The 23,905-nt window shown below is 64.4% G+C and carries 17 protein-coding genes; 9 read left to right on the forward strand and 8 right to left on the reverse strand.

Annotation, left to right across the window (positions count from 1 at the left end; genetic code table 11):
* Window positions 1-45 precede the first annotated feature (45 nt).
* Window positions 46-1,224 carry an ABC transporter substrate-binding protein gene (locus A3AS_RS0109785; protein WP_018317416.1) on the reverse strand — a complete coding sequence of 393 codons (1,179 nt, stop codon included), beginning with the start codon at window positions 1,222-1,224 and terminating at the stop codon, window positions 46-48.
* Window positions 1,225-1,703: 479 nt separating this feature from the next.
* On the opposite strand from A3AS_RS0109785, the gene A3AS_RS0109790 reads away from it, so the two are divergent.
* A complete protein-coding gene (locus tag A3AS_RS0109790) occupies window positions 1,704-1,997 on the forward strand; it encodes a hypothetical protein (RefSeq protein WP_018317417.1) in 294 nt (97 codons plus the stop codon).
* A 75-nt stretch (window positions 1,998-2,072) separates the two neighbouring features.
* Here the strand turns inward: A3AS_RS0109790 and purU are convergent, their stop codons facing one another.
* Window positions 2,073-2,936, reverse strand: coding sequence for a formyltetrahydrofolate deformylase (gene purU, locus A3AS_RS0109795; RefSeq protein ID WP_026201846.1), 864 nt, complete (start codon window positions 2,934-2,936; stop codon window positions 2,073-2,075).
* Window positions 2,937-3,111: 175 nt separating this feature from the next.
* On the opposite strand from purU, the gene A3AS_RS0109800 reads away from it, so the two are divergent.
* Window positions 3,112-3,951, forward strand: coding sequence for a uroporphyrinogen-III synthase (locus A3AS_RS0109800; protein ID WP_018317419.1), 840 nt, complete (start codon window positions 3,112-3,114; stop codon window positions 3,949-3,951).
* Between the two features lie 5 nt (window positions 3,952-3,956).
* Here the strand turns inward: A3AS_RS0109800 and A3AS_RS0109805 are convergent, their stop codons facing one another.
* From A3AS_RS0109805 to A3AS_RS43350, 4 genes are all read right to left on the reverse strand, one after another.
* Window positions 3,957-5,402, reverse strand: a complete 1,446-nt coding sequence (locus tag A3AS_RS0109805) for an adenylate/guanylate cyclase domain-containing protein (RefSeq protein WP_018317420.1) — start codon at window positions 5,400-5,402, stop codon at window positions 3,957-3,959.
* Window positions 5,403-5,539: 137 nt separating this feature from the next.
* Window positions 5,540-6,220 carry a redoxin domain-containing protein gene (locus A3AS_RS0109810; RefSeq protein ID WP_018317421.1) on the reverse strand — a complete coding sequence of 227 codons (681 nt, stop codon included), beginning with the start codon at window positions 6,218-6,220 and terminating at the stop codon, window positions 5,540-5,542.
* A gap of 21 nt (window positions 6,221-6,241) precedes the next feature.
* Window positions 6,242-9,559 (reverse strand): adenylate/guanylate cyclase domain-containing protein, encoded by a 3,318-nt coding sequence (locus A3AS_RS0109815; RefSeq protein WP_018317422.1) that lies wholly within the window; start codon window positions 9,557-9,559, stop codon window positions 6,242-6,244.
* Window positions 9,560-9,731: 172 nt separating this feature from the next.
* A complete protein-coding gene (locus tag A3AS_RS43350) occupies window positions 9,732-12,866 on the reverse strand; it encodes a CHAT domain-containing tetratricopeptide repeat protein (protein ID WP_198293689.1) in 3,135 nt (1,044 codons plus the stop codon).
* A 375-nt stretch (window positions 12,867-13,241) separates the two neighbouring features.
* Here A3AS_RS43350 and A3AS_RS0109825 point away from each other — a divergent pair, with 375 nt between their 5' ends.
* Window positions 13,242-14,504 carry an MFS transporter gene (locus tag A3AS_RS0109825; protein ID WP_018317424.1) on the forward strand — a complete coding sequence of 421 codons (1,263 nt, stop codon included), beginning with the start codon at window positions 13,242-13,244 and terminating at the stop codon, window positions 14,502-14,504.
* A gap of 4 nt (window positions 14,505-14,508) precedes the next feature.
* Here A3AS_RS0109825 and A3AS_RS0109830 read toward each other — a convergent pair whose 3' ends face one another.
* Window positions 14,509-15,183: a Crp/Fnr family transcriptional regulator gene (locus A3AS_RS0109830; RefSeq protein ID WP_018317425.1), complete on the reverse strand. Its 675-nt coding sequence runs from the start codon at window positions 15,181-15,183 to the stop codon at window positions 14,509-14,511.
* Window positions 15,184-15,520: 337 nt separating this feature from the next.
* Here A3AS_RS0109830 and A3AS_RS0109835 point away from each other — a divergent pair, with 337 nt between their 5' ends.
* From A3AS_RS0109835 to A3AS_RS0109860, 6 genes are all read left to right on the forward strand, one after another.
* The gene (locus A3AS_RS0109835; RefSeq protein ID WP_026201847.1) at window positions 15,521-16,342 is read left to right on the forward strand and encodes an ABC transporter ATP-binding protein; all 822 of its coding nucleotides are present in this window, start codon (window positions 15,521-15,523) and stop codon (window positions 16,340-16,342) included.
* Window positions 16,339-18,270, forward strand: a complete 1,932-nt coding sequence (locus A3AS_RS0109840; RefSeq protein ID WP_018317427.1) for a long-chain fatty acid--CoA ligase — start codon at window positions 16,339-16,341, stop codon at window positions 18,268-18,270. Before A3AS_RS0109835 ends, A3AS_RS0109840 begins: the two co-directional genes overlap by 4 nt.
* A 118-nt stretch (window positions 18,271-18,388) precedes the next feature.
* The gene (locus A3AS_RS0109845; RefSeq protein WP_018317428.1) at window positions 18,389-19,282 is read left to right on the forward strand and encodes a branched-chain amino acid ABC transporter permease; all 894 of its coding nucleotides are present in this window, start codon (window positions 18,389-18,391) and stop codon (window positions 19,280-19,282) included.
* Between the two features lie 3 nt (window positions 19,283-19,285).
* Window positions 19,286-20,359, forward strand: coding sequence for a branched-chain amino acid ABC transporter permease (locus tag A3AS_RS0109850; protein WP_018317429.1), 1,074 nt, complete (start codon window positions 19,286-19,288; stop codon window positions 20,357-20,359).
* Between the two features lie 44 nt (window positions 20,360-20,403).
* On the forward strand, window positions 20,404-21,687 hold the full coding sequence (locus tag A3AS_RS0109855; RefSeq protein ID WP_018317430.1) for an ABC transporter substrate-binding protein: 1,284 nt from the start codon (window positions 20,404-20,406) through the stop codon (window positions 21,685-21,687).
* Window positions 21,688-21,830: 143 nt separating this feature from the next.
* Window positions 21,831-22,670, forward strand: a complete 840-nt coding sequence (locus A3AS_RS0109860; RefSeq protein ID WP_018317431.1) for an ABC transporter ATP-binding protein — start codon at window positions 21,831-21,833, stop codon at window positions 22,668-22,670.
* 4 nt (window positions 22,671-22,674) lie between these two features.
* On the opposite strand, the gene A3AS_RS0109865 is transcribed toward A3AS_RS0109860, so the two are convergent.
* Window positions 22,675-23,829, reverse strand: coding sequence for an AGE family epimerase/isomerase (locus A3AS_RS0109865; protein ID WP_018317432.1), 1,155 nt, complete (start codon window positions 23,827-23,829; stop codon window positions 22,675-22,677).
* Between the last annotated feature and the right edge of the window lie 76 nt (window positions 23,830-23,905).

Raw genomic sequence — 23,905 nt, forward strand, 5'->3', positions numbered from 1 at the left:
CGGGTTCGCGCTAATGCGCGCCCCGAGATGCCCCGCTTTCGCGGGTCACTTCTTGGTCTTGCCGAGATCCTTGACGGCTTCGAAGGTCGCGAACTCGACATTGTAGAGCTCGCCGTCGACCTTCTCGACCTTGCGGATGTAGATGTTCTGCACGATGTCGCGGGTCTCGGGGTCGATCGAGATCGGACCGCGCGGGCTCTCCCACTTCTGGCCCTTCATGGCCTCGACCAGCTTGGTGCCGTCGGTGTCGCCATTCGTCTTCTTGAGCGCCTCGTAAATCAGGTGGATGCCGTCATAGCCGCTCACCGCCATGAAGCCCGGACGATTGCCGAACGCCTTCTTGTAGGCTGCGACGAAATCCTTGTTCATCTGCGAGGGGTGCGCCGCGGAGTAGAGATGCGCGGTAACCGTGCCGAGCACCGCATCGCCCATGTTGTTGAGCAGGTCGTCGTCGGTGACGTCGCCCGGCCCGATCACCTTGATGCCGGCCTTGTCGAGGCCGCGCTCGGCATATTGCTTCATGAAGTTGCCGCCCTGGCCGGCCGGCACGAACACGAAGATCGCGTCGGGCTTGGCGTCCTTCATGCGCTGCAGGAACGGCGCGAAGTCGGGGTTTTGCAGCGGCGTCTTGACCTCTTCGACCACCTCGCCGCCGCCGGCTGTAAAGTTCTGCTTGAAGAAGTTCAGCGCGTCATTGCCCGGCGCGTAGTCCGAGGTCAGCGTCGCCACCTTCTTGATGCCGTTCTTCACCGCCCAGTCGCCGATGATGGTCGAGGACTGCGCCAGCGTGAAGCTGGTACGCACGATATAGGGCGAGCGCTCGGTGATGATGGAGGTGCCGGCCGCCATCACGACTTCCGGGATCTTGGCCTGCGTCGCTAGCGGCGCGGCCGCGAGCGCAGCCGGGGTCACGCCGAAGCCGGCGATGAAATTGACCTTGTCGTTGACGATCAGCTCCTGCGCGGCAGTCTTGGTCTTGTCCGGGATCGCCGCGTCGTCCTTGAGGATGATCTCGATCTTCTTGCCAGCGACGGTGTCACCCTTCTGCTGCATGTAGAGCTTGATCGCGTTCTCGATCTGCTTGCCGGTCGAGGCCTGGCCGCCGGTCATCGGCAGGATCAGGCCGACCTTGACGCTGTCCTCGGCCTTGGCAGGCGTAAGGCCTGCAACGCCCGCGATAGCGGCTGCTGCGACGGTGCGTGAAAAAATTCTGCGTACGAACATCCGATGTCCCTCCCCTTCATTCCTGACCTGTTGTGCGCCAGACCGAGTACCCGGTCCTTGCCGCGCTCTAACCTACGGACAAGCCATGCCGCACGGCCACATGGCGTCCTCTGCAACCCCGTTGTCAATCGGACGTTGGGCGACCATTCGGCGCAAGCCGCGCGATCGGATCGACGGCGGGGGAGACATTTGTACGATTGTACAAATAAAATGGCGATGTCAACAAGAAAGCCTTTCGCTGCGCTGGCCGGCCCCTCCGGGGCCGATGCTGCACTCTAAGAACGCAACGTGAATACGGATTGTATACCGTATCACCTTGGCAAAGGCGATCAATGCGAAAAACAGCGTATTATCTTACCTTAATGTATACAAACATATTCGCCGCCGAATAAGCCAATTTTACTTGTTGAGGACTAGAGTGCGCCGCTGGCGCCATCGGGCGTCCCGCCATCCGCGCCCGGTCCAGCTCGACCCAGAAGATGCTCATGCGTTTCCGTTTGCCTTCAATCGCTGCCGTCGTTGCCTTGCTGGCTTCCAACCTTGCAGGCTGCGGCACCGTCAACGAAAGACTCTCCGCCGGCATGGGCGACTACGTCCCGCAATGGGCCGGCGGGCTGCCGGCCGACGCCCCGCCGCGAGCGGGCACGCCGCAATACGATGCCTACATGAAGGAGCGCGAACGCAAGCGGCTGTTGCCGGCGGCGGATCGCGAGAAGGAAGAGCAGGCGCAGAAGGGCGCGACGGGGGCGACGTCGGGCAGCGCGGTGCGTTAAGGAAGCAATGGCGAATAAGGAATCGCGAATAAGGCGCTCTCCCGCTTCCACTCGCTATTCGCCACTCCCTATTCGCTAATCCACGAACACCACGGTCTTGCGGCCATTGAGGATGACGCGGTCGTCGAGATGGTAGCGGATCGCGCGGGCCAGCACGCGGCGCTCGATGTCACGGCCCTTGCGGACCAGATCCTCCGGCGTGTCGCGATGGCTGATGCGCTCGACGTCCTGGTCGATGATCGGGCCCTCGTCGAGGTCGCGCGTGACGTAATGCGCGGTAGCCCCGATCAGCTTGACGCCGCGCTCATGGGCCTGGTGATAGGGCTTGGCGCCCTTGAAGCCCGGCAGGAACGAGTGGTGGATGTTGATGCAGCGCCCCGAAAGCTGCGCCGACAGATCATCCGACAGGATCTGCATGTAGCGGGCGAGCACGACGAGATCGGTCTTGGTCTTGGCGGCGAGGTCGAGGATCTGCGCCTCCTGCTCGCGCTTGGTCTCCTTGGTCACGGGCAGATGGTGGAACGGGATGCCGCCGAAATCGAGCCCACCATAGACCTCGCGCGGGTGGTTGGAGACGATGGCAGCAAGCGTCATCGGCAGTTCGCCGGTGCGCCAGCGATAGAGGATGTCGACCAGGCAGTGGTCCGACTTCGACACCAGCAGCATCACCTTGCGATGCGCAGCCCGGTCGCGCATCTGCCAGTCCATGCCGAAACGCTCGGCGATCGCGGCAAAGCCGGTCTGCAGCGCCGACAGTTCCACGGCGAGATCGGCCGCGGTGAACACCACGCGCATGAAGAACTTCTTGGTCTCGATGTCGTCGAACTGCTGAGCATCGAGAATGTTCTGTCCGTTGTGGGCGAGGAACGTCGACACGGCCGAGACGATGCCGGGACGATCCGGACAGGACAGGGTCAGGACATATTGATGATCGGGCATGTTGATGAACAGGCTTGGCTCTTGATGAAGGTTTGGGCAAATGATGCGGAACGACCCGCGATTTGCGCCCTGCTCTATCACCGACGTCCCCCTGCGCCAATCCCAAGACTTGCTTCGACCTGAAGCGCGGAGTCAGGATGAACGGACGATTGCTTTGACTAACCGGAGTACGCCCATGGCCGAGCGCTTGAACGGCTACCGCATCCTGATCCTGGAAACGCGCGAGGAGGCGCAGTTCTCGAAGCTTCTGGCCGAGCAAGGCGCCGAGGTCGTGCAATGCCCGATGTTTACCATCCAGGATGCACCGGACCCTGCTCCGGTCGAGGCCTGGATCCGCCGCGCCATCGACAGGCCCCTTGACGACCTTGTGCTGATGACCGGCGAAGGCCTTCGGCGGATCATGAAGCTCGCGTGGGCGCGTGGGCTCGACGGCGCGTTTGTCGCGGCGCTCGCCGGATCGCGAAAATTCACCCGCGGCCCGAAGCCCGGCAAGGCGTTGCGCGAGGTCGGTCTCGAACCGCAGCAGACCACGGAGAAGCCGACCACCGAGGGCGTGATCGAGATGCTGGGCAAGCTCGACCTGAAGGGCCGGCGCCTTGGCCTTCAGCTCTATCCCGACAAGGACCATGGCGCGCTGATCGGCGCCCTTGCCGCGCAAGGCGCCGAGGTCGATGCCGTGCTGCCCTATGCCTACGATTCCAAGGCAGCGGATGCCAACATCGTCACCGCCATCGACGACATGGCCGCGGGGCGGATCGATGCCGTCGCGCTCACCAATCTCGGCCAGGTCCGCCGCCTGATCGAGGCCGCGAAGGCGCATGGCAGCGAGGCGAAGCTGCGCGCCGGCTTCGACCGGACGCTGATTGCGTCGGTGGGCCCGGCGGTTTCGGGCGAGCTTGCTGCGCATGGACTGCGGACGGACGTCTCGCCCGCGGAAGACGCCTATTTCATGCGGCCGCTGATCTCGGCGATGGCAGTCGCGCTCGCGGAGAAACTGCCCCGGCAAGGGACGTAAGGGTCCTACCCGGGCACGACACGATACACGCTGGCATTTCCTTCAACGCCGCGAAGAGGAGCTTCAAACACTGCGATTGCATGCCCGGAAAGGAGATCGCTCACTCCCGGCGCCGAATACAGCGCCTCCGAGATACAAATCTCGCCCGCGTCCGCCAGCGACTGGACACGCGCGGCAACATTTACGGTCTGGCCGAAATAATCCAGATTGTCGTTCAGGGTCACGGCGATGGAGGGGCCGCAATGGGCTCCAATCTTCAGGATGATGCTCGGATCGCCGTGGTCTGAATTGTAGCGCTCGATTTCCCCCAGTATGTGGAGCGCCGCCGAAATCGCGTCCGTCGGGCGGGAGAAGACCGCCATGACCGCATCGCCGATCGTCTTGACGATGGCCCCGGAATGTTCCTGAACGGTCGCACCGAGCAAAGCAAAATGTTCGCGGACCAGCGCATAGGCATTGAGATCGCCGAGCCGTTCGTACATGGCGGTCGAACCTTTGAGATCCGTGAACAGCAGGGTCACCTGCCGAATACCCAGGCCCTCCTTTTCGTCCACGCGTTCTGACCGGAACAGGCGGCGAAACGTCTGTCTCGCGAGCAACATCCCGCCGGACATGTAGGGATCGAAATCAAGCGGCGGCTTGATCGCTTGAGCTAGAACCTCAGGCGGCCAGTTGATCAGGAGCAGGGAGCCTCGCGTAGATCCGCGGTTCTCCGCCTCGACAATGACGGGGCCGGGCGGCACGGCGGCCAGCGAGGGGGAAAAGCGCTGCCCATCGTATCCAACTCGCAGGATTGTCGGCGAGGTTGTCGGCTCGCCGGCCACCGCGACGGCGAACGCAGCCTGGGTTTGGATATTGACCCCCGCCAGCGCGCCGGGACCGAGTTCGCAACGAATGGTCGTGGCGGAGCCTGGCGGCAAGAACGAAAGGCCGCGAACGAACGCATGCAAATAGTCGAGAAATCGGATTTGTTGGCCAGGTATCCGCGCGTCATTCAGAAATCGAAGCTTCCAATGGAAATCCTCGACCGAGAGGGAGGCAGGATCATGAAACGGAAGCCGCCGAAGCTGGGGCGATACCGTAAACGTGACCTCTATGAAGTCGTCGAGATCGGTTTCACCAGTGACGTCGCACAAACCACAAACATAGTGCGTCTTGAGCGTGCGCAAGGCGCCGAAGATATCGAGCACCATGCCGGATTGGGGACAAACAACGTCCCAGCTCATCTCGAATAGCCCGCTTCTCGTCGCATAGAGAAACAGGTCAATACTTTCCGGCTCTGCAATGGCGCGGTCGCGCGCGAATGCCAGCGGATTGACGCGGTAGAGCGATAGATCGTCACCGCTCCTGATGAGCGTTTCGAACTTGGAGATCACGCGGGGGCTCCAGGATCGGGCCCGCTCGATCTCGGTCATCTTGCTTTCGAGGAGCCTTTCCTGAATGTCGGTCATTGTGCGCTCGGATTAAGTGCGCTCGGATTAATCGTTCGTCATGCGCAGGCGTGGTCGGGAAAATGGCGGCGGCACCTCGCGCGCACCGGCTCGTGCCTGCTGCGGTCAGGGGCACCACGCCAACCGCGCGACGATGCCTAGCCCGCCACCTGCGAGGCTGCCGACATCAACTCACCCGGGCTCGGCATCCCGAACATGCGCTGGCCGCCTTCCGGAACTTCTGTAAAGGCCCAGCGCACGACCCCTTCCCGATCGAGCAGGAACTGGCCGAATAGCTGACCCTGGCCGGTTGCCGCCATGCGCTGATCGGCCTCCATCATCTCGTAGCCATCCTTGTTGTTGAGCTGCTCGGCGGCCGCCAAACGATTCATCGGCCCGGGCAATTCTCCGGGAATGTCCACTTGCATGCTCATGACCACATCCATGCCCACCTTGCGCGGCCACTCGGTTTCCTTCTCGGTGAATTCCAGATTGGGCAGGCCGAACGCGCGGTGCGAGATCCGCTCGGGATCGGACGCGGCAAGCAGATTGGGCAACGGGTGATAACGGAAGTAGAGCCGAGCACGCTCGATCGGCGTATTGACGACCGTCAGACTTTCGACGCCCTTGTCGCGCAGTGCCGCGTCAAGCTGCGCCTGGGCCGCGATATGGCGGCGGCAGAACGGGCAGTGCAGGCCTCGAAACAGGCCGACCAATATCGGACTTTGCCCGCGAAAATCCTCGAGCGCGATCTTCCCTTCGCGGGTGATGGCGTCCAGCACGATGTTCGGTGCGCGATCACCCGGTTGCAGCGGTCCATCGACATGACGTTCTGACATGGTTGAACTCCTTCACATGACCTAGTCAAGAAATGGCAATACAATCAGTCCGGCGGGATCAAGCCCGTGCTTGGTGCAGACGTCATCGGCCAGCGCGAAATACCGCTCGGCCTCGGGCATGTCGCCGCGATCAAGGTTCAGCGTCGCAAGACCATCATAGCACGGAAAAAGCTGCTGCGGCTCGCCGGTTTCGCTCGCGACCTTGATGGCCTCATTGTAGCAGCGGGCGGCCTGATCGGGCCGGAAATGGCATTGATGGATTTGCCCGAGCACGATCAGGGGCACGGGGAGATGCTCGCGCTGATCGAGCGCACGGTCGATCTCGATTGCCTTTTCGGCAGCCGGCACACCTTCGTCGGTGCATTTGTCCGTGAAGGTGCAACAGGCAACGGCAAAATTGGCGAGAAGACGCGCCTGGAACCCGAGATCGCCAATACGATGCGCGACGTCCAGTCCGCGCCGGCAAACCTCCATGGCCTGCGCCGGGTCAACGATCGTGTAGAGCACGCTGAGATTGGTGTAGCCGCGGCAGGCCACATTGAGAAGGCCGGCGGCTTCGGCTGCCGCGACACTTTGCTCCACTTCGCGCACCGCATCCTGGTGTCGTCCAAGCCGTGCCAGTGCAACCGCCTTGGTATTGAGAGCCTCGGCAATGGCGCGCGCCGCCTCGAGTCCGGCTTGCTCGTCCGCGTCCGCCGGGACGGATCGGGCGTAGCCAAGCGCCTCGTCCGCCCATGTCGCGGCGGCCACGTGATCGCCCATGCGAAACGCGAGACGGCCGCGCTCCTGCAAGAGGTGCGCCCGTTCGATCGGCGCATCGGTCCCTCCAAGCAGGTCAGCCGCCTCGGCGTAATGCCTCTCTGCGTTGATCCGCTTGCCGGCGTCCCACAACAACCTGCCAAGCTTGCGAAGGATTCGCGCTTCGCCAATGCGGTCCTCTGCGGCGCGGTGCCCCTCCAGTGCGCTCTGGTAGTGCTCCTCGGCCGTGTTGCGGCGGCCCGCCGCGGCGCAGAGGTCCGCGATCCGCTCGTATAGAACCAGGCGCTCCGGCACGCATTCGCCGCCGGTCAACAACATGGCGAGGGCCTGCTGGTAGAGACGGATGGCATCGGCATTGGCATAGGTCGCGCGTGCACGATCGCCGGCCGCGCGCAGATAGCACGCGCCTTTCGACTTGTGCGCGCTCAAGCTGAAATGATGGCCGAGCAGGATGAGGTCCTCGAGCCGTTCGGGCTCGCTGCCATAGAGCCGCTCCAGCGCGGCACCAATCCGTCCATGGAGCTCGATCCGCCGCTGCAACAGCAGGTTTTGATAGATCACGTCCTGCAGCATGGTCTGCGTGAAACGGTAGGATCGCAGCGAGATCGAGTTTGCGCCCGCAACCTCCTCGACAATCTCGGCGTCGCACAGAAGTTCGAGGCCCACTTCGACCTTTGCCGGCGCGGTTGCCGTCGCACCGAGCAGAGCCGCATCGAAGCGCGGGCCGATCACCGCTGCCTCCTGGGCCAGCCGGCGCACCTCATGCGGCAGCCGGTCCAGCCGCGCCAGCAACAGCGCCTGAATGCTTGCCGGGATGTCGGCGGCGGCCTCATCCGACTTTATCCGCCACTGCGAGCCGTCACGCTCCAAGGCGCCGGCCTCGATGAGACCGCGGATGATTTCCTCGAGGAAAAGCGGATTGCCGCTCGCGCGCTCCAGGATTCGACTGAACAGATTTCCCGGCGGCTCACGCCAACCGTGACTGAAATAAGCCGCCAGCAAGTTCTGTCCGTCGGCGTCACCGAGCGGAAGCAATCGAAGGGTCGTGTGGCTGATCCGACCCGAACCGAACTGATCCAGCTCCAGCATTGGCCGATGCGTAAACAACAGCATCAACCGCGTGCGCTCCAGCCGATCCATCAGGAACCGCAGCGCCTCAAGGGAGACGGCGTCGGCCCAATGCAGATCCTCGACGATGATCAGAAGCGGTGACAAGGCCAGGCGCCGTTCGAAAACGGTCCGGATCGCAAAAAAGATCTGCCGCCGAAGCTGTTCCGGCTCGACGTGCTGCAATGCGGCGTCGGGGCCGCCGAGGCCAAGAACATGCACATAGAGCGGCATCAGCCGCTCTGCCTCTTCGGCCGCAAGGCCAAGCTCCGACAGCGCCTCAGCCAGCCTGGCCTCAGCCGCCGCGGCGCTGGCCTTTTGCGCGATGCCATAGGCGCTGCGCAGGACCGCGGCGAGCGTGCCGTAGGATTGTTCGCCGAGTGGCGAGCAGGCGGCCTGCCGGATCGCCACACCTGCGAAGCGCTCCTCATCGCGGATGCGGGCGACGAATTCGTTCACCAGGCGCGTTTTGCCGATACCCGCTTCGCCGACCAGCCGCACCAGTTGCGCCGCACCGCCGCACGCGCGATCGAGGCTGCCGATCATGCGGGCAAGCTCGGCGTCGCGGCCGATCAGCGGCGCACTGAGGCCCAGCGTGTCGAGGCCTCGCGCCGCACGCGGCATGTCGAGCGGTCCCTTGAGACGATGGACCAGGACACTGCCCATCTTGCCCTTGAGCGAGACCTCTCCGAGCGATTCATACGAGAACGCATGCCGCGTCAGGCGGTGGGTCAACGGCCCGACCAGCACTTCGTCCGGCGGCGCCATCGACTGCAATCGCTGCGCGGTATTCACCGTGTCGCCGGTTACCGAATAGGACTTGGCAGCGCCGACACCCAGTCCGCCCGCAACCACGTGCCCGGTATTGATGCCGATGTGGAGCTGCAGCGGGGCGCCGGCGTAGACCTTCGCACGCCCGCTGAGCTGCTCCGTCCGCTTGATCATGTCGAGTGCAGCGCGGACAGCCCGCTCCGGATCGTCCTCGTGCGCTGCTGGCGCGCCGAACAGCGCCAGCAGCGCATCGCCGATGAATTTGTCCACGAAGCCGCCAAAGCCTTGCACCGCTTCCGTCAGCTCCTCGAACAATTCGTTCTGAAGCATCTGCATGACCTCGGGGTCGAGGCGCTCGCTCATCGCGGTGAAGCCGCTGAGATCGGCAAACAGCACAGTAATGGTGCGGCGGTTGGCTTCGTTGTCCATCCTGCCCGGCTGCGGTCGAAAAGCCTGGTGAGCGTCGACCGCCGGCGCCAGCGGCGGTGACGACGCTCTGACCGGCGCTGTCGGCCGGCTCGGCTGCGCCTGTCCCCCGGCTTTGGGAGCCTCACTGACGAGGGCACCGCATTTCGGGCAATACGCGAAATCCGGAGCGCAAGCATAGCCGCAGCCGGGGCACGCGTTCGGCTGCTTCGTGCCGCACTTCGGGCAGAAAGCAAAGCCGCTCTGAACCTCGGAACCGCAGCAAGAGCAGTTCATGGGTCAAGACCCCGCGGAAGCCGCGATGACGCGGTCTACTGGACCTGTCCGATGGGCCCAGCAACCTGGCAAGCATGGGCTCGTCGTGCAGGAAGAGCAAGCGGTGGTTGGTTAACGGCCGCGAGCGCGGCTTCGCTCATCCCGGTTCAGCGCGCGCCGGCGCGCTGGTCGGCTACATCGCGCCGGCCCCCACCAGCACGAAGGGCGCCCAAGTTGCGGGCTGCGCGCTGACGCCGCCCTTGGTGATCAGTGCCGAGAGCGAACGACGCAGCGCCTCGGCGCGGCCAATGTCGGGATGCGTCTTCATCGCGTCGATCGTACCGGTGGTGATGGCGACCGCGGCGTCGGAGTTCACCGCCCAGTGCGACACCAGCAGCGCGCGCGTGCCGGCATAGAAGAACGCCCGCGCAAGACCGGAGAAGGCCTCCGAATTGGCGGCCTGCCCTCCGGCGGTGTTGCAGGCCGACAGGATCACCCAATCGGCATCGAGCTTGAGGCCGGATATCTCCGACGACGAGAGATAGCCGTCATCGGTGGGCGTCGGCGCCGCTGGCGGGCTGAGGATGAGTCCCGGCTCGATCGATCCACGCACCTGCCCCGCAAGCGCGCCATGGGTCGCAAAATGCAGGATGCGGTATTTCGCGAGATCGCCGCTTTGGCCGAGCGCCTTCATCCTGGTCTCGGAGGCGTCGCCGGCGAGGACGACGTCGCCTTTGACGGGCACAAAGGTGCTGGCCACCGCGCACAGTTCGAGCGCAGTTTCCGGCAGCGGCATCTGCCGCCTGAGCTGGACGATGTCCGCCGTGCCGCCCGACAGCGCGTCCACGGCGCGCAAGCTCCGTTGTGCGACCTGGGTCGTCTGCGTCGGAATAGCGGCGCAGGTCTGGATCTGGCGCGCCAGCTTGGCACGCGCCATCGCGACATCGCTGCGGCCATCGCCGTCGAGCACGGGATTGCCGACGCCGAGAAACGGTTTCGACGCCGCGCTCTTGCGTGCGACCTGCCGCAATGCCTTGAGGCTGGAGACGGAGGGCAGCACTGTGGTGGCAAATCGCTTGACCAGCCAGGGCGCCTTCGCGAGGTCCTGGCCGGCAGCCGGTTTCTCGGTCAGCAAGACCTGAAAGGGCAGCGTCGCAAGCGGGCCTGACGGCACCAGGATCAGCTCCTTGCCGTCGATGTCGCGCGCGACAGGCCCGAGCAGCGCCTGGTAGAGCGCAAAGGCGCGCTCCTGGTCGAACGGCAATGGCTCGTCCGCCCCAAGCGGGGTCTTGCGGCCGAGCTTCTGCGGACATGTGGACGCCTTGTCCAGCCATGCATCCGTATCCAGACCGCAGCGCAAGGCGCCGACGGCCTCATCGAGTTGCTTTTCGCCGAGATCCGCCGAATGCCAGCGCACGTCCGAGCGCGTCACGGTCCAGACGAAGGTGGCGCGCGACGTCGTCGTGAACAGCAACATCGCCTCGTTGGGACGAAGCTGCTTCTGGGCATCCTCGATTGCAATCGGCGCCTTGGTGACGAGCGCTGCGTAGTCCGGAAACTGCGCAGCGATCGTGCGATCCAATTCCCGGATTTGACCTGCGATGGTTGAGGCTCTGGCACGAAGCGCCTGCTCCGCCGCCGGGTTGCGCGCAGCATCCGCCTGCGAGATCGCCGCCACGAGCATCTTGTCGGTCGCAACAGCTTGCGCGGCGAGATCCTGCCGCTCGCGGACGCGCGCGGCGAGATCCCCGCTGCCATCGGCGATGCGGGCCGACATGCCGGCGATTGCCCGCGCAGCCTGCTCGTCACCGATCCATTGCGCCGCCTCGAACGCCTGCGATCGCAACGCGCCGGCCTGCCCCGCATTGGCGCTCGCGAGATTATAGGCGGCTACGATCAGTCCGGGATAGGGATTGGTCTCGTCATGGACCTTCACATCGCCGCGGCTCTCCTGCTCGGCGGCGCGGCGGCCGTTCTGGATCGCGACCGCGCGTGCGAAGGCGTCGCGGGCCTGCTGCCAATCCTTCAAATCGATATGATGGGCGCCGAGATTGGCAAAGCTGTTGGCCACATCCGGATGCTGCTCGCCGAGAGCGCGCAGGCGGATATCCAGCGCGCGCTTCAGCAGCGGCTCGGCCTCCTGCGGCCGGCCGGTGCTGTCCAGAATGACGGCCAGATTGTTGAGACTGTTGGCGACCAGCGGGTGAGAATGCCCGACCGCAGCCTCGCGTATCGCAAGCGACCGGCGCGCGAACGGTTCGGCCTCGGCGTAACGATCGGCCTCGCTCATCAGCGTCACCAGATTGTCGAGCGCGATCGCGACATCCAGATGCGCCGGACCGAGCGCCTTCTCGCGGATCGCCAGCGACTTGCGGAACAGCTGCTCCGCCTCCTGTTTGCGATTGAGATGGGCCCAGGCCTCCGCAAGGTTGTTCAATGCCGTCGCCACGTTCGGATGCGCTATGCCGACGGCCTTCTCCTGAATCGCGAGCGCGCGGGTCAGCAGCCCCTCGGCCTCGGCGTCCCGGCCCTCGCGCGAGAACACCAGAGCCAGATTGTTGAGGCTCGCGGCGACATCGGGATGATCAGGTCCGAGCGCCTTCTCCCTGATGGCCAAAGTCCGCCGGGCCAATTGCTCTGCCTCCGGGAGCCGTCCCTGGGCCCGCCGGAGCTCGCCGAGATTGTTGAGCGTCGCCGTCAGATAGATGCTGTCCGGGCCATGCTGCTTCTCCTGAAGCACAAGCGCTTCGGCAAAACTCGCTTCGGCCTGCTGCAACCGCCCTTGCGCCCGATTGACCTCCGCGATGTTGTTCAAGGTCACCGGGATCATGATGTCAGCCTGTCCCGGAGATTTCCTGAACACCACGAGCGCACGGTTGAACAGATCGAGCGCCTCGGTCTCCTTCAACTGGCGGTGACGGAGATTGCCGAGCTGCATCCGCGCCAGCGCCGTGGTGAGATGGTCAGGGCCCAGCACGCTCTCGTCGATGGCGATCGCGCGCGACATGTCGCGTTCGGCATCGCCGAGCCGGTTCTGGCCGAGCTCGATCTGGCCCAGCGTAGCGAGCACGGCTGCGACATCGGGATGATTGGGACCAAGGCTCTTCTCGCGAATGACGAGGGCCCGCCTCAGCACGCTTTCGGCCTCAGCGGTCTCGCCTTTCGTCTGGAGCGCCTGACCCAGCACGACGAGCGTGGTCGCGGTCAGGGGCGATTGTCGCCCCGTGCTTTTCTCGGCCTCAACGACGAGCTTCCTGGCAAAGCCGACCGCCTCGCCATAGCGGCCCTCCTTCGCCAGCGCCGTAATGCGCTGCATCAGCGCCAACATGTCTTGCGACCCCGCCTGCACCGGCGAGACCATGACGCTTACGAGAAGTACAAAACAAAAAGACTGCGCGGCAAACCTCGGCCACCCTATCCACATGCTGCGATCGCTCCGATCCCCCCGCGCCCGCGACCTGTTGGGCCACAGCAAGATGAAGACACTATGACCGCCTCCTGCGTCCATGGACGAACCGATCGCAGAAACCAGGGGACGACATTCGTACGGACGGTCACGCGCCCGCGGGCGGCCGTGCTGATGCAGCCATGCATGGCAGCATGCGGCGGGTCCGATTGACACGCGCGTCGCCAACGCTACGTTGCTGATCCGAAAGAAGAAACAACAAGGCAAGGGATTCGCCGTGACACGCGTCATCGCGTCTTGAGCGCAGCCACGCGGGCGTCGGCGCTCGCGCCATTCCGCATCCGCAACTATCGCTTCCAGTGGCCGTCCGACCTGCTCACCTCCTGGGCTTTCGAGGTCGAGACGCTGGTGCTGGGCTGGTACATCCTGGTCGAGACCGGCTCGGTGCTGCTGCTGACCGTGCTTGCCTCGCTCCAGTTCGTCGGGACCTTGGTCGCGCCGGTGTTCGGCATGATCGGCGACCGCATGGGCCATCGCGATCTGCTGGTCGCGATGCGTCTTGCCTATACGGTGCTCTCGTCGACCATCATGGTTCTGGCGCTGACCGGTCATCTGTCGCCGCTGAGCGTCATGATCATCGTCGCGGTCATGGGCCTGATTCGTCCCTCGGATCTGGGCGTCCGCGGCGCGCTGCTCGCCGAGATCATGCCGGCCGAGCAGCTGGTGGGCGCGATCAGCGTTGCGCGCACGACCCAGGACAGCGCGCGCATCGCCGGAGCGTTGACGGGCGCCGGCCTGTTCGCCGTCCTCGGCATTGGCCTCGTCTATGTGGCGATCGCCTGTCTCTACTTCGTGGCCGCGCTTCTCATGCTCTGCCTGACCCGGCCGAAGAGGACGGTCACCACGAGCGATCTTCCGGCGAATAGCCATGCCGTTTCGCGACTGCTGGGAGACCTCAAGGAAGGGATCGTCTACGCCTGGAGTGGCCCGGGAATGCGTGCGGCGCTGTGCGTCGCCTTCCTGGCCAATCTCACCGCATTTCCCTTCACCGGCGGATTGCTGCCCTACATCGCCCGAGAAATCTTTCATACCGACCAGACCGGCCTCGGCTACCTCTCGGCGAGCTTCGCCGTCGGCTCGCTGATCGGCTCCATCACGCTCAGCCTGGTCGGCGGACTGCGCATTGCCCGGCTTCTGATCGGCGCGACGCTGGCCTGGTACGCCATGCTGCTGGTATTCGTCGAGATCAGGACCATGCCGGTGGCGATGGCCTGCCTCGTGCTCGCCGGCATCGCCCAGAGCATGTCCATGATCTCGGCGGCCGTGATCCTGATGCGCACCGCAAGCGCACACCTTCGCGGCCGCGTGATGGGCGTGCGCATGATGGTGATCTACGGCCTGCCGATCGGATTGCTCGCGGCCGGCAGCCTGATCGACGTCATCGGCTATTCCGCGACGGGTTCGCTCTATGCCGCCGCCGGCTTCATCGCGATGCTGGCGATCGCGATCCGCTGGCGCGCCGATCTATGGCCGGTGCACGCACCCGCCAACGCGCGATGACCGCCTAATCGCCATACCCGCGCAGCCGCTCGATATCGAGGATGGTGACGCCGCCATATTCGAGCCGCAGCAGCCCCTCCTTCTCGAGCCGGTTCAGCGCGCGGTTGGCGTTCTGGCGGGACATGCCGGAGAGCGCACCGATCTCCTCCTGGGTGATCTCCAGATGAGCGGTCGATTCCGGATAGAGGATCGGATTGAACAGTGAGGCGATGCTGCGGGCGAGGCGCGCGGTGGCATCCAGGGTGCGGTTGACCTCGAGCATGCCGATGAACTGGCCGAGCCTTTCATTGAGCTGACGCACCAGAAATCGGTTGAAGCCGACGCTGTTCTCGAACAGCCACATGAAGGCGCTGCGTTCCATCAGCGCGACGCGGCTATCGCGCAGCGCGACCACGTCATAGCGGCGCGGCTCGTTCTTGAGCACGCTGCCCTCGCCGAACCAGGCCCCTGCCGTCAGCCCGGCGAGGCTGGTCTCCTTGCCGTCCCTGGAGACCCCGCCCATGCGGGCAAGGCCGCCCACCATGCCGGCCCAGTAGCCAAAAATATCACCGCGCATGAACACGGTCTCGCCGGTGCCGTAGGACCGCTCCGTAATTCCGGCGCGCGCGACCTCGATCTCCGCCTGCGTGAGCTCGCGCGACCAGGCGGCGACGCGCTTCAGTTGATCTTCTGAAATCATGATCTCGCGGCCAGCCGCACCGTTTCGTCACTCCGTCTTCTGCTGCATTGCAGCATGATGATTCCAACCGCCATCCGACGAAAGATGAAGGCCGCCGCCGCCCGGCAAACTTTGTCGCAGAATTGTCAGCCGCGAGACATTTCAAAATAGCGCTTTCCCCTATTGAGGACCACCTCGGACGATGCGGCTTTTGATCCCTGACGGGAACGAGAGTGGCGCGGCTCCGGTCGAGACCATCTGCTGCATGGCCTCACCGGCACCGCCGTACTAGGATCGCTGGGCAGGAACGGACGAAGAGCGCCGCTAAAAAGCGCCATCACCGGGAGGGTTTCGTTTGGTGGCTACCAGTCTTGAAGTGCGCGACGTGTCCCTGCGATTCGGCGGCGTCCGGGCGCTGACCGACGTCGGCTTCTCCATCAGGGAGGGCGAGCTGTTCTCGATCATCGGCCCTAACGGCGCCGGCAAGACCTCGATCGTGAACTGTATTTCCGGCCGCTACAAGCCGACCGAAGGCCAGCTGTTCTACCAGGGCCGCGACATCACCGCCCTGACGCCGAACGCCCGCGCCTCGCTCGGCATCGGCCGCACCTTCCAGAACCTGGCACTGTTCCACCACATGAGCGTGCTCGACAACATCATGGTCGGCCGCCACCACCTCCTGAAGAACAATTTCCTCACGGGCTCGCTGTACTGGCTCACCGGCGCGCGCAAGGAGGAGCTCGAGCACCGCCGCAAGGTCGAGGAGATCATCGACTTCCTCGACCTCCAGTCGGTGCGGAAGGCCACCGCCGGCACCCTCTCGTACGGCCTGCGCAAGCGCGTGGAGCTCGCCCGCGCCATGGCGCTGGAGCCGCATCTCATTCTTCTCGACGAGCCGATGGCCGGCATGAACTTCGAGGAGAAGGAGGATATGGCCCGCTACATCGTCGATCTCAACGAGGAGTTCGGAATGACGGTGGTGATGATCGAGCACGACATGGGCGTGGTGATGGACATCTCCCACCGCGTCATGGTGCTGGATTTCGGCAAGAAGATCGCCGAAGGCGATCCGGCGACGGTGCTCGCCGATCCTCACGTCAGGCGGGCCTATCTTGGTGAAGAAGACGAGGTACTGGTCGACCCTGATGACGCTGCACCCGCGCAGGAGAGCGCGGCATGATGGATTACGCGGGGCGCGTCGCGCAGGCCGACACCTATCCGAAGATGCTCCGGCTGAATGCGAAGGAGCACGGCAACGAAATTGCATTGCGCGAGAAGGATCTCGGGCTCTGGCGGCTGTTCACCTGGAGCGACTACCAGACCCGCGTGCGCGACTTTGCGCTCGGTCTTCTCGAAATGGGCCTTGGCCGCGGCGACGTCATCGGCATCATCGGCGATAACCGGCCGGATTGGGTGGCGGCGGAAGTGGCGACGCACGCCATCGGCGGCCTCAGCCTCGGACTTTATCGCGACGTGCTGGACGAGGAAGCCTCCTATCTGCTCAACTATGGCGAGGCGCAGCTCGTCTTCGCCGAGGATGAGGAGCAGGTCGACAAGCTGCTCACCCTCGCCGACCGCGCGCCGAAGCTGAAGCACATCATCTATTCCGATCCGCGCGGGATGCGGAAATATGACGACCCCAGGCTGATGTCGGCGGAGAGGTTTGCCGAGCTCGGCCGGGCACGTGCCGCGCGGGAGCCGGAGCTCTACGACAGGCTGGTCGATGCCACCAAGGGCGAGGACGTCGCGATCCTCTGCACGACGTCTGGCACCACGTCCCATCCCAAGCTCGCGATGCTCGCCGCCGGACGCGTGCTCGGCCACTGCGCGACCTATCTTGCCTTCGACCCCAAGGGCCCGGACGACGAATACGTCTCGGTGCTGCCGCTGCCGTGGATCATGGAGCAGGTCTACGTGCTCGGCAAAGGCCTGCTCTGCCGGATGAAGATCAACTTCGTCGAAGAGCCCGACACGATGATGAACGATCTGCGCGAGATCGCGCCGACATTCGTGCTCTTTGCCCCCAGGGTCTGGGAATCGATCGCCGCCGACGTCCGCGCCAAGGTGATGGACGCGACGCCTCTCAAGCAGCGCCTGTTCGACGTCGGCATGAAGAGTGGCCTCGCCGCGCTCGAACACGGCAAGCGCTCGGGCCTTGCCGACGCGATCCTGTTCCGGGCGCTGCGCGACCGCCTCGGTTTCACCCGGCTGCGCTCGGCTGCCACCGGCGGCGCGGCGCTCGGGCCCGAGACCTTCAAGTTCTTTCAGGCCATGGGCGTGCCGCTGCGCACGCTGTACGGCCAGACCGAGCTGCTCGGGGCCTATACGCTGCATCCCGAGGGCAAGGTCGATCCCGACACCACGGGCGTTCCTATGTCTGACCAGGTCGAGATCCGCATCGACAATGCCGACGTCCACGGCGTCGGCGAGATCGTGGTGCGGCATCCCAACATGTTTCTCGGCTACTACAAGAATCCGGAGGCAAGCGTCGCCGACATCAAGGACGGCTGGATGTTGTCGGGTGACGCCGGCTATTTCAACGCGAACCAGCAGCTCGTCGTCATCGACCGCATCAAGGATCTCGCCGAGACCTCGCGCGGCGAGCGCTTCTCGCCGCAGTTCATCGAGAACAAGCTGAAGTTCTCGCCCTACATCGCCGAAGCCGTGGTGCTCGGAGCCGGCCGCGATGCGCTCGCGGCGATGATCTGCATCCGCTACTCCATCATCTCGAAATGGGCGGAGAAGAACCGCCTCTCCTTCACGACCTACAGCGATCTCGCCTCGCGGCCGGAGGTCTATACGCTGCTGCAGAAGGAGGTTGAGACCGTCAACGCCACGCTGCCGCCGGCGCAGCGCATCTCGCGCTTCCTGCTGCTCTACAAGGAGCTCGACGCCGACGACGGCGAGCTCACCCGCACAAGAAAGGTGCGCCGCAGCGTCATCAACGAGAAATACGAAGGCATCATCGATGCCATCTACCGCGGCGATGCCGACATCCCCGTCGACACCGTGATCCGCTTCCAGGACGGCACCACCCAGCGCGTGCGGACGACCCTGCGCGTGGTCGACCTCGGCGGACATGGGCACATGGCGGAGGCTGCGGAGTGAAACAAATGGTCGTCATGCGCGGGCTTGACCCGCGCATCCATCCTCTTCCGAACAATCTTCCTTCCGCATCGATGGATTGCCGGGTCAAGCCCGGCAATGACGAGCTGGGTCAACCGACATGAACACCGCCTTCCTCATCCAGCTCCTGGTCAACGGCCTCGTGGTCGGCACGCTCTATGGCGTGGTCGCGATGTCGTTCGTGCTGATCTACAAGGCGACGCAGGTCGTCAACTTCGCGCAAGGTGAATTGCTGCTGGTCGGGGCCTGGGTGTGCTGGGCGCTGCTTGCCAAATATCAGGTGCCGTTCTGGATCGGCATGCCGATGACGCTGGTGTTCATGTTCGTGTTCGGCATCGCGGTCCAGGTGCTGATCCTGCGGCCGATGATCGGCGAGCCCATCATTTCGGTGATCATGGTGACGATCGGCCTCTCCACCGTGCTCCAGGCAACGCTGAAATGGATGTTCGGCGTCAATCCGCAGCCGTTCCCGCGCGTGTTCGAGAGCCAGTCGGTCAGCTTGCTGGGCTTACAGATCCAGACCGTCTATGTCATGAGCCTGGTGGTCTCCGTCGCCATGATGATCGGCATGGCCTGGTTCTTCCGCGCCTCCAAATACGGCCTTGCGATGCGCGCCACCGCGTTCAACCAGCAGGTCGCGCAATCGCTCGGGATCTCCGTGAAAAGCGTGTTCGCGATGGCCTGGGCGATCTCGGCGACGGTGTCGGCGGTCGCGGGCGTCGTCGTTGCGGTCGTGAACGGCGTGTCCTCGGGCCTTGCCGCCTACGGCATCAAGGTGTTTCCGGCGGCGATCCTCGGCGGGCTCGACTCCGTCGGCGGCGCCGTGCTCGGCGGCATCATCATCGGCCTGCTCGAGAACGTCGCACAGTATGTCGACAGCGAGTACCTGCACTGGGGCAATCTCTACGAGATCGCGCCGTTCTACGTCCTCATCATCGTGCTGATGATCAAGCCCTATGGGTTGTTCGGCACCCACGACATCGAGCGGATCTGACCCATGGCCGGCCCTGCCCTCATTCCTGCTGGTGATTTCCGCACCTCTTATGCGGCCGACACCACGATCTTCCCGACCACGACCAGCCGCAACTTCGCCATCGCAGGCGTGCTGTTGCTGTGCCTCGCGCCGCAATTCTTCAGCGGATACTGGCTCAGCATCCTGATCCAGATCGGCATCTTCTCGATCGCGGCGCTCGGGCTGAACATCCTGGTCGGCTTCACCGGCCAGATCTCGATCGGGCATGCTGCCTTCTTCCTGCTCGGCGCTTTCACCTCGGCTTACATCTCCAACAACGCGCCGATCCCGGTGTTCTTCGCGATCCCGCTCGCCGGCGTCGTCACCGCGCTGGTCGGCCTGATCTTCGGCATCCCTGCGGCGCGGCTGAAGGGGCTCTATCTCGTCATCGCGACGCTGGCCGCGCAGTATATCCTGCTCGACTTCTTCTCCCGCGCCGAATGGTTCACCGGCGGCTCGGTGCCGGCGAGCGCCAACCCGTTCTCGATCTTCGGCTACACACTGCGCGGCGACAAACAGTATTTCTACGTCGTGCTGGCCTATGTGCTGCTCAGCTACATCCTCGTCACCAACCTGATGCGCACCCGCGACGGCCGTGCGCTGGTGGCAATCCGCGACCATTATCTCTCGGCCGAGATCATGGGCATCAACCTCACCAAATACCGTACGCTGTCGTTCGGGCTCGCCGCCTTCTTCGCCGGCATCGCCGGCGCGCTCTATGCGCACTACCAGCTCGTGGTGTCGCAGGAAGGTTTCGGTATCGAGCGCTCGATCCTGTTCCTGGCCATGATCATCATCGGCGGTACCGGCTCGATCATGGGCACGCTGATGGGCACCGCCTTCGTGGTGCTGCTGCCCGAAGGGATGGAGTTCATCAGCCATTATTTGAAGGGCGGCGCGATCGACAAGGCGCTATCGCTCAACACCAACATCACCTTCCTGCGCGAGATCGCGATCGGGGTGATCATCATCGCCTTCCTGATGTTCGAACCCGACGGGCTCGCGCATCGCTGGCGGCAGATCAAGGCGTATTGGAAACTCTACCCGTTCTCGCATTGAGCGCGGGCAACTTCACTTAAACAATAAACAGGAGGAACCGACCCATGACGATGAAATCCTTTTTGAGCACCGCATCGCTCGCCGTCGCGATCGCCGCATTCTCGGCCGGCGCACAGGCGCAGATCGCGATCGGGCACCTCGCCGACTATTCCGGCGGCACCTCCGACGTCGGCACGCCCTATGGCCAGGCCGTCGCCGACACCTTCGCCTGGGTCAACAAGAACGGCGGCGTCGGCGGCAAGCAGATCAACGTCGACACCAACGACTATGGCTACCAGGTGCCGCGCGCGATCGCGCTCTACAAGAAGTGGTCGGCGCCGGACAGCAAGGTCGCCGCGATCATGGGTTGGGGCACCGCCGACACCGAGGCGCTGACCGGCTTCCTCGCCCAGGACAAGATTCCCGACATGTCCGGCTCCTATGCCGCCGCCCTCACCGACCCCGAGGGCGTCAGCGGCAAGGCCAAGCCCGCGCCCTACAATTTCTTCTATGGCCCTAGCTATTCGGACTCGCTGCGCGCGATGCTGATGTGGGCGGCCGAGGACTGGAAGGCCAAGGGCAAGTCCGGCAAGCCGAAATTCGTGCACATGGGCGCCAACCATCCCTATCCGAACGCGCCGAAGGCCGCCGGTGAAGCGATGGCGCAGGAGCTCGGCTTCGAGGTGCTGCCGCCGCTGGTGTTCGCGCTCGCGCCGGGCGACTACAGCGCCCAGTGCCTGAGCCTGAAATCCTCGGGCGCCAACTACGCGTATCTCGGCAACACCGCCGCCTCCAACATCTCGGTGATGAAGGCCTGCAAGACTGCCGGCGTCGAGATCCAGTTCATGGGCAATGTCTGGGGCATGGACGAGAACGCCGCCAAGACGGCCGGAGACGCCGCCAACGGCGTGATCTTCCCCTTGCGCACCGCGGTGAGCTGGGGCGGCGATGCGCCCGGCATGAAGACGCTGATGGAGATCTCGAAGATGTCCGACGCCAGCGGCAAGGTCTACCGTCCCGTGCACTACGTCGCGGCGGTCTGCTCGGCGCTTTACATGAAGGAGGCGATCGACTGGGCTGCCAAGAACGGCGGCGCCACCGGAGACAACGTCGCCAAGGGCTTCTACCAGAAGAAGGATTGGGTTCCGGCCGGCATGGAAGGCGTCTGCAATCCCTCGACCTGGACCGACAAGGACCATCGCGGCACGCTGAAGGTCGATCTCTATCGCACCAAGGTCTCGGGCGCGACCGACGGCGACCTCAACGACCTCATGGCCAAGGGCACGATCAAGCTCGAGAAGGTCAAGACCGTCGAGCTGCCGCGCAAGCCGGAATTGCTGGGCTGGTGAGGCACGCTGTTTCCCTACACACAACTGTCATCCCCCGCGAAGGCGGGGGATCCAGTACGCCGCGGCCTCTCGGGGAACGTCAGGCGTCTCTGGAATACTGGGTCGCCCGGTCAAGCCGGGCGACGGCAGCGGAGTTTTGAAGCATGAGTCAGATCGCAGAAGCCACTCGCACCACTCCCACAGCAGTGCCCGCCGCCGCCCTCCTCGCCGTGCGCAACATCGAGGTCGTCTATGACGACGTCATCCTGGTGTTGCGCGGCCTCAGCCTCGACGTACCCAAGGGCGCGATCGTGGCGCTGCTGGGCGCCAACGGCGCCGGCAAATCGACGACGCTGAAGGCGATCTCGGGGCTGCTCAAGACCGAGGACGGCGAGGTCACACGCGGCGAAATCGTGTTCGAGAACGAGCGGATCAACGGCATCGACCCCGACAAGATCGTCCGCCGCGGCATCTTCCAGGTGATGGAGGGCCGGCGCATCGTCGCCGACATGACCTCGCTGGAGAACCTCAAGCTCGGCGCCTTCACCCGCAGGGACCGCGAGGTCGATGCCGATCTCGACATGGTGTTCAACTATTTCCCGCGCCTGAAGGAACGCACCGGCCTTGCCGGCTATCTCTCCGGCGGCGAGCAGCAGATGCTCGCGATCGGCCGCGCGCTGATGGCGCGCCCGAAGATGATCCTGATGGACGAGCCGTCGATGGGCCTGTCGCCGCTGCTGGTGAAAGAGGTGTTCTCCATCATCCAGAAGATCAACCGCGATCTCGGCGTCACCATCCTCCTGGTCGAGCAGAACGCACGCGCCGCGCTGTCGGTGGCGAGCCACGGCTACATCATGGAGCAGGGCAAGGTCGTGCTCGACGGCACCGCGGACGAATTGCGCGACAATGAGGACGTCAAGGAATTCTACCTCGGCGGGGCCGGCGACCAGCGCAAGAGCTTCAAGAACCTCAAGAGCTTCAAGCGGCGCAAGCGCTGGCTCTGAACTCTTAGGGTTCGAGCACCTGCTCCGCTTCCGTGACCGCGCAGAGAACATGATAGAACGACGACGCAGGAATGGTGTCGATCAGCGATTTGCCGTCGCGATCGAACTGGTCGTACCAGCCGCCCCTCACGGGATGGCTGAGATAATGCCGTTCGAGCCGCACCAGCGCCGCGCGCGCCTCGTCCGCCGCACCCGCCTCGCCGGATTCGGCCTGCGCTATCCACGCCTTCGCGATCTCGGTCTGCGGCCACAGCCGGCGCGTGCTGCGGCGGATATTGCCGATGTCGTCGCCTTCGTCGATCAAGCAGCCAGTGGCCTCGTCGCGATAGCGCATCGAGGTCGCAAGCAACTCGGCACGGCGCTGACCGGTCGGGCATCCCGTGATGCGCTCGAACCCCTTCAGCAGCCATACCCATTCCGCCTGGTGGCCCGGCTCGACGCTGACCGGCTCTATCTTCGACCAGTCTTCCTCGAAATACTCGGTCAGGATGCGCTTCTGCTTGTCGTAGAGATTGGCCAGGAACAGCGCAAAGAACCCGCCTGCACGGTTCTGGAACACCAGGTCGTGGGTCGCGTCGAAACACGCGATCATCGCCTCGAACAGGTGCATGTGCGGGTTCTGCCGGCGCGGCAGCGAGACCGGAAGGCCCTCGTGCACGCCTCCATGCGGCGAGCGGAGATGACCGTCGAGGAAAGCGAGCAGCGCGTCGATCTCGGCACGAACCTGCGCGTCCTGGTCGAGCGCGTAGACGGTCGCGAGGGCAAACAGGATGAAAGCGTGATCGTAGGCATCGCGCCGGCCGTCCAGCACCGCACCTTCCGGCGTCAGCCGGTGCACATAGCCCGGCCGGCCGTCAGGCGCCTTGGCGTTGCCGAGCAGGTGCTCCAGCCCCTTCAGCGCGATGGCGCGGCCCTCAGGGTACCAGCCCATTTGCGCGGCCTTGGCGTAGCAATAGATCTGGCGGGCCTGCACGAACACGCGCCGCGGCGCGGCCGCATCCGCAGTTCCGTCGCGGTGCAGCCGGTCGATGAAGCCGCCTGCAGCAGGATCCCAGCCGACGGTCGACCACAGCGGCAGCGCCTCCTCGATCATGCGGCGCTTCAGGCGCGCGACGACGTCCGTCGCCTCCTCCGCCGCAATGATTCCTTCGTCCGCCATCGCGTCCTCTCTCGGCCTCGCCAATCGCCGTCTGATACCCACGCCAGCGGCGGCGCGCAACGGATGCCAACACGGA

It is taken from the genome of Bradyrhizobium sp. WSM2793 (genome assembly GCF_000379585.1).
Taxonomy (GTDB): Bacteria; Pseudomonadota; Alphaproteobacteria; order Rhizobiales; family Xanthobacteraceae; genus Bradyrhizobium.

Coding starts and splice junctions, on each gene's coding strand:
- A3AS_RS0109785 (WP_018317416.1), bottom strand. CDS start 1,224: ATGTTCGTACGCAGAATTTTTTCACGCACCGTCGCAGCAGCCGCTATC.
- A3AS_RS0109790 (WP_018317417.1), top strand. CDS start 1,704: ATGCTCATGCGTTTCCGTTTGCCTTCAATCGCTGCCGTCGTTGCCTTG.
- purU (WP_026201846.1), bottom strand. CDS start 2,936: ATGCCCGATCATCAATATGTCCTGACCCTGTCCTGTCCGGATCGTCCC.
- A3AS_RS0109800 (WP_018317419.1), top strand. CDS start 3,112: ATGGCCGAGCGCTTGAACGGCTACCGCATCCTGATCCTGGAAACGCGC.
- A3AS_RS0109805 (WP_018317420.1), bottom strand. CDS start 5,402: ATGACCGACATTCAGGAAAGGCTCCTCGAAAGCAAGATGACCGAGATC.
- A3AS_RS0109810 (WP_018317421.1), bottom strand. CDS start 6,220: ATGTCAGAACGTCATGTCGATGGACCGCTGCAACCGGGTGATCGCGCA.
- A3AS_RS0109815 (WP_018317422.1), bottom strand. CDS start 9,559: ATGAACTGCTCTTGCTGCGGTTCCGAGGTTCAGAGCGGCTTTGCTTTC.
- A3AS_RS43350 (WP_198293689.1), bottom strand. CDS start 12,866: ATGTTGGCGCTGATGCAGCGCATTACGGCGCTGGCGAAGGAGGGCCGC.
- A3AS_RS0109830 (WP_018317425.1), bottom strand. CDS start 15,183: ATGATTTCAGAAGATCAACTGAAGCGCGTCGCCGCCTGGTCGCGCGAG.
- A3AS_RS0109840 (WP_018317427.1), top strand. CDS start 16,339: ATGATGGATTACGCGGGGCGCGTCGCGCAGGCCGACACCTATCCGAAG.
- A3AS_RS0109845 (WP_018317428.1), top strand. CDS start 18,389: ATGAACACCGCCTTCCTCATCCAGCTCCTGGTCAACGGCCTCGTGGTC.
- A3AS_RS0109850 (WP_018317429.1), top strand. CDS start 19,286: ATGGCCGGCCCTGCCCTCATTCCTGCTGGTGATTTCCGCACCTCTTAT.
- A3AS_RS0109855 (WP_018317430.1), top strand. CDS start 20,404: ATGACGATGAAATCCTTTTTGAGCACCGCATCGCTCGCCGTCGCGATC.
- A3AS_RS0109860 (WP_018317431.1), top strand. CDS start 21,831: ATGAGTCAGATCGCAGAAGCCACTCGCACCACTCCCACAGCAGTGCCC.
- A3AS_RS0109865 (WP_018317432.1), bottom strand. CDS start 23,829: ATGGCGGACGAAGGAATCATTGCGGCGGAGGAGGCGACGGACGTCGTC.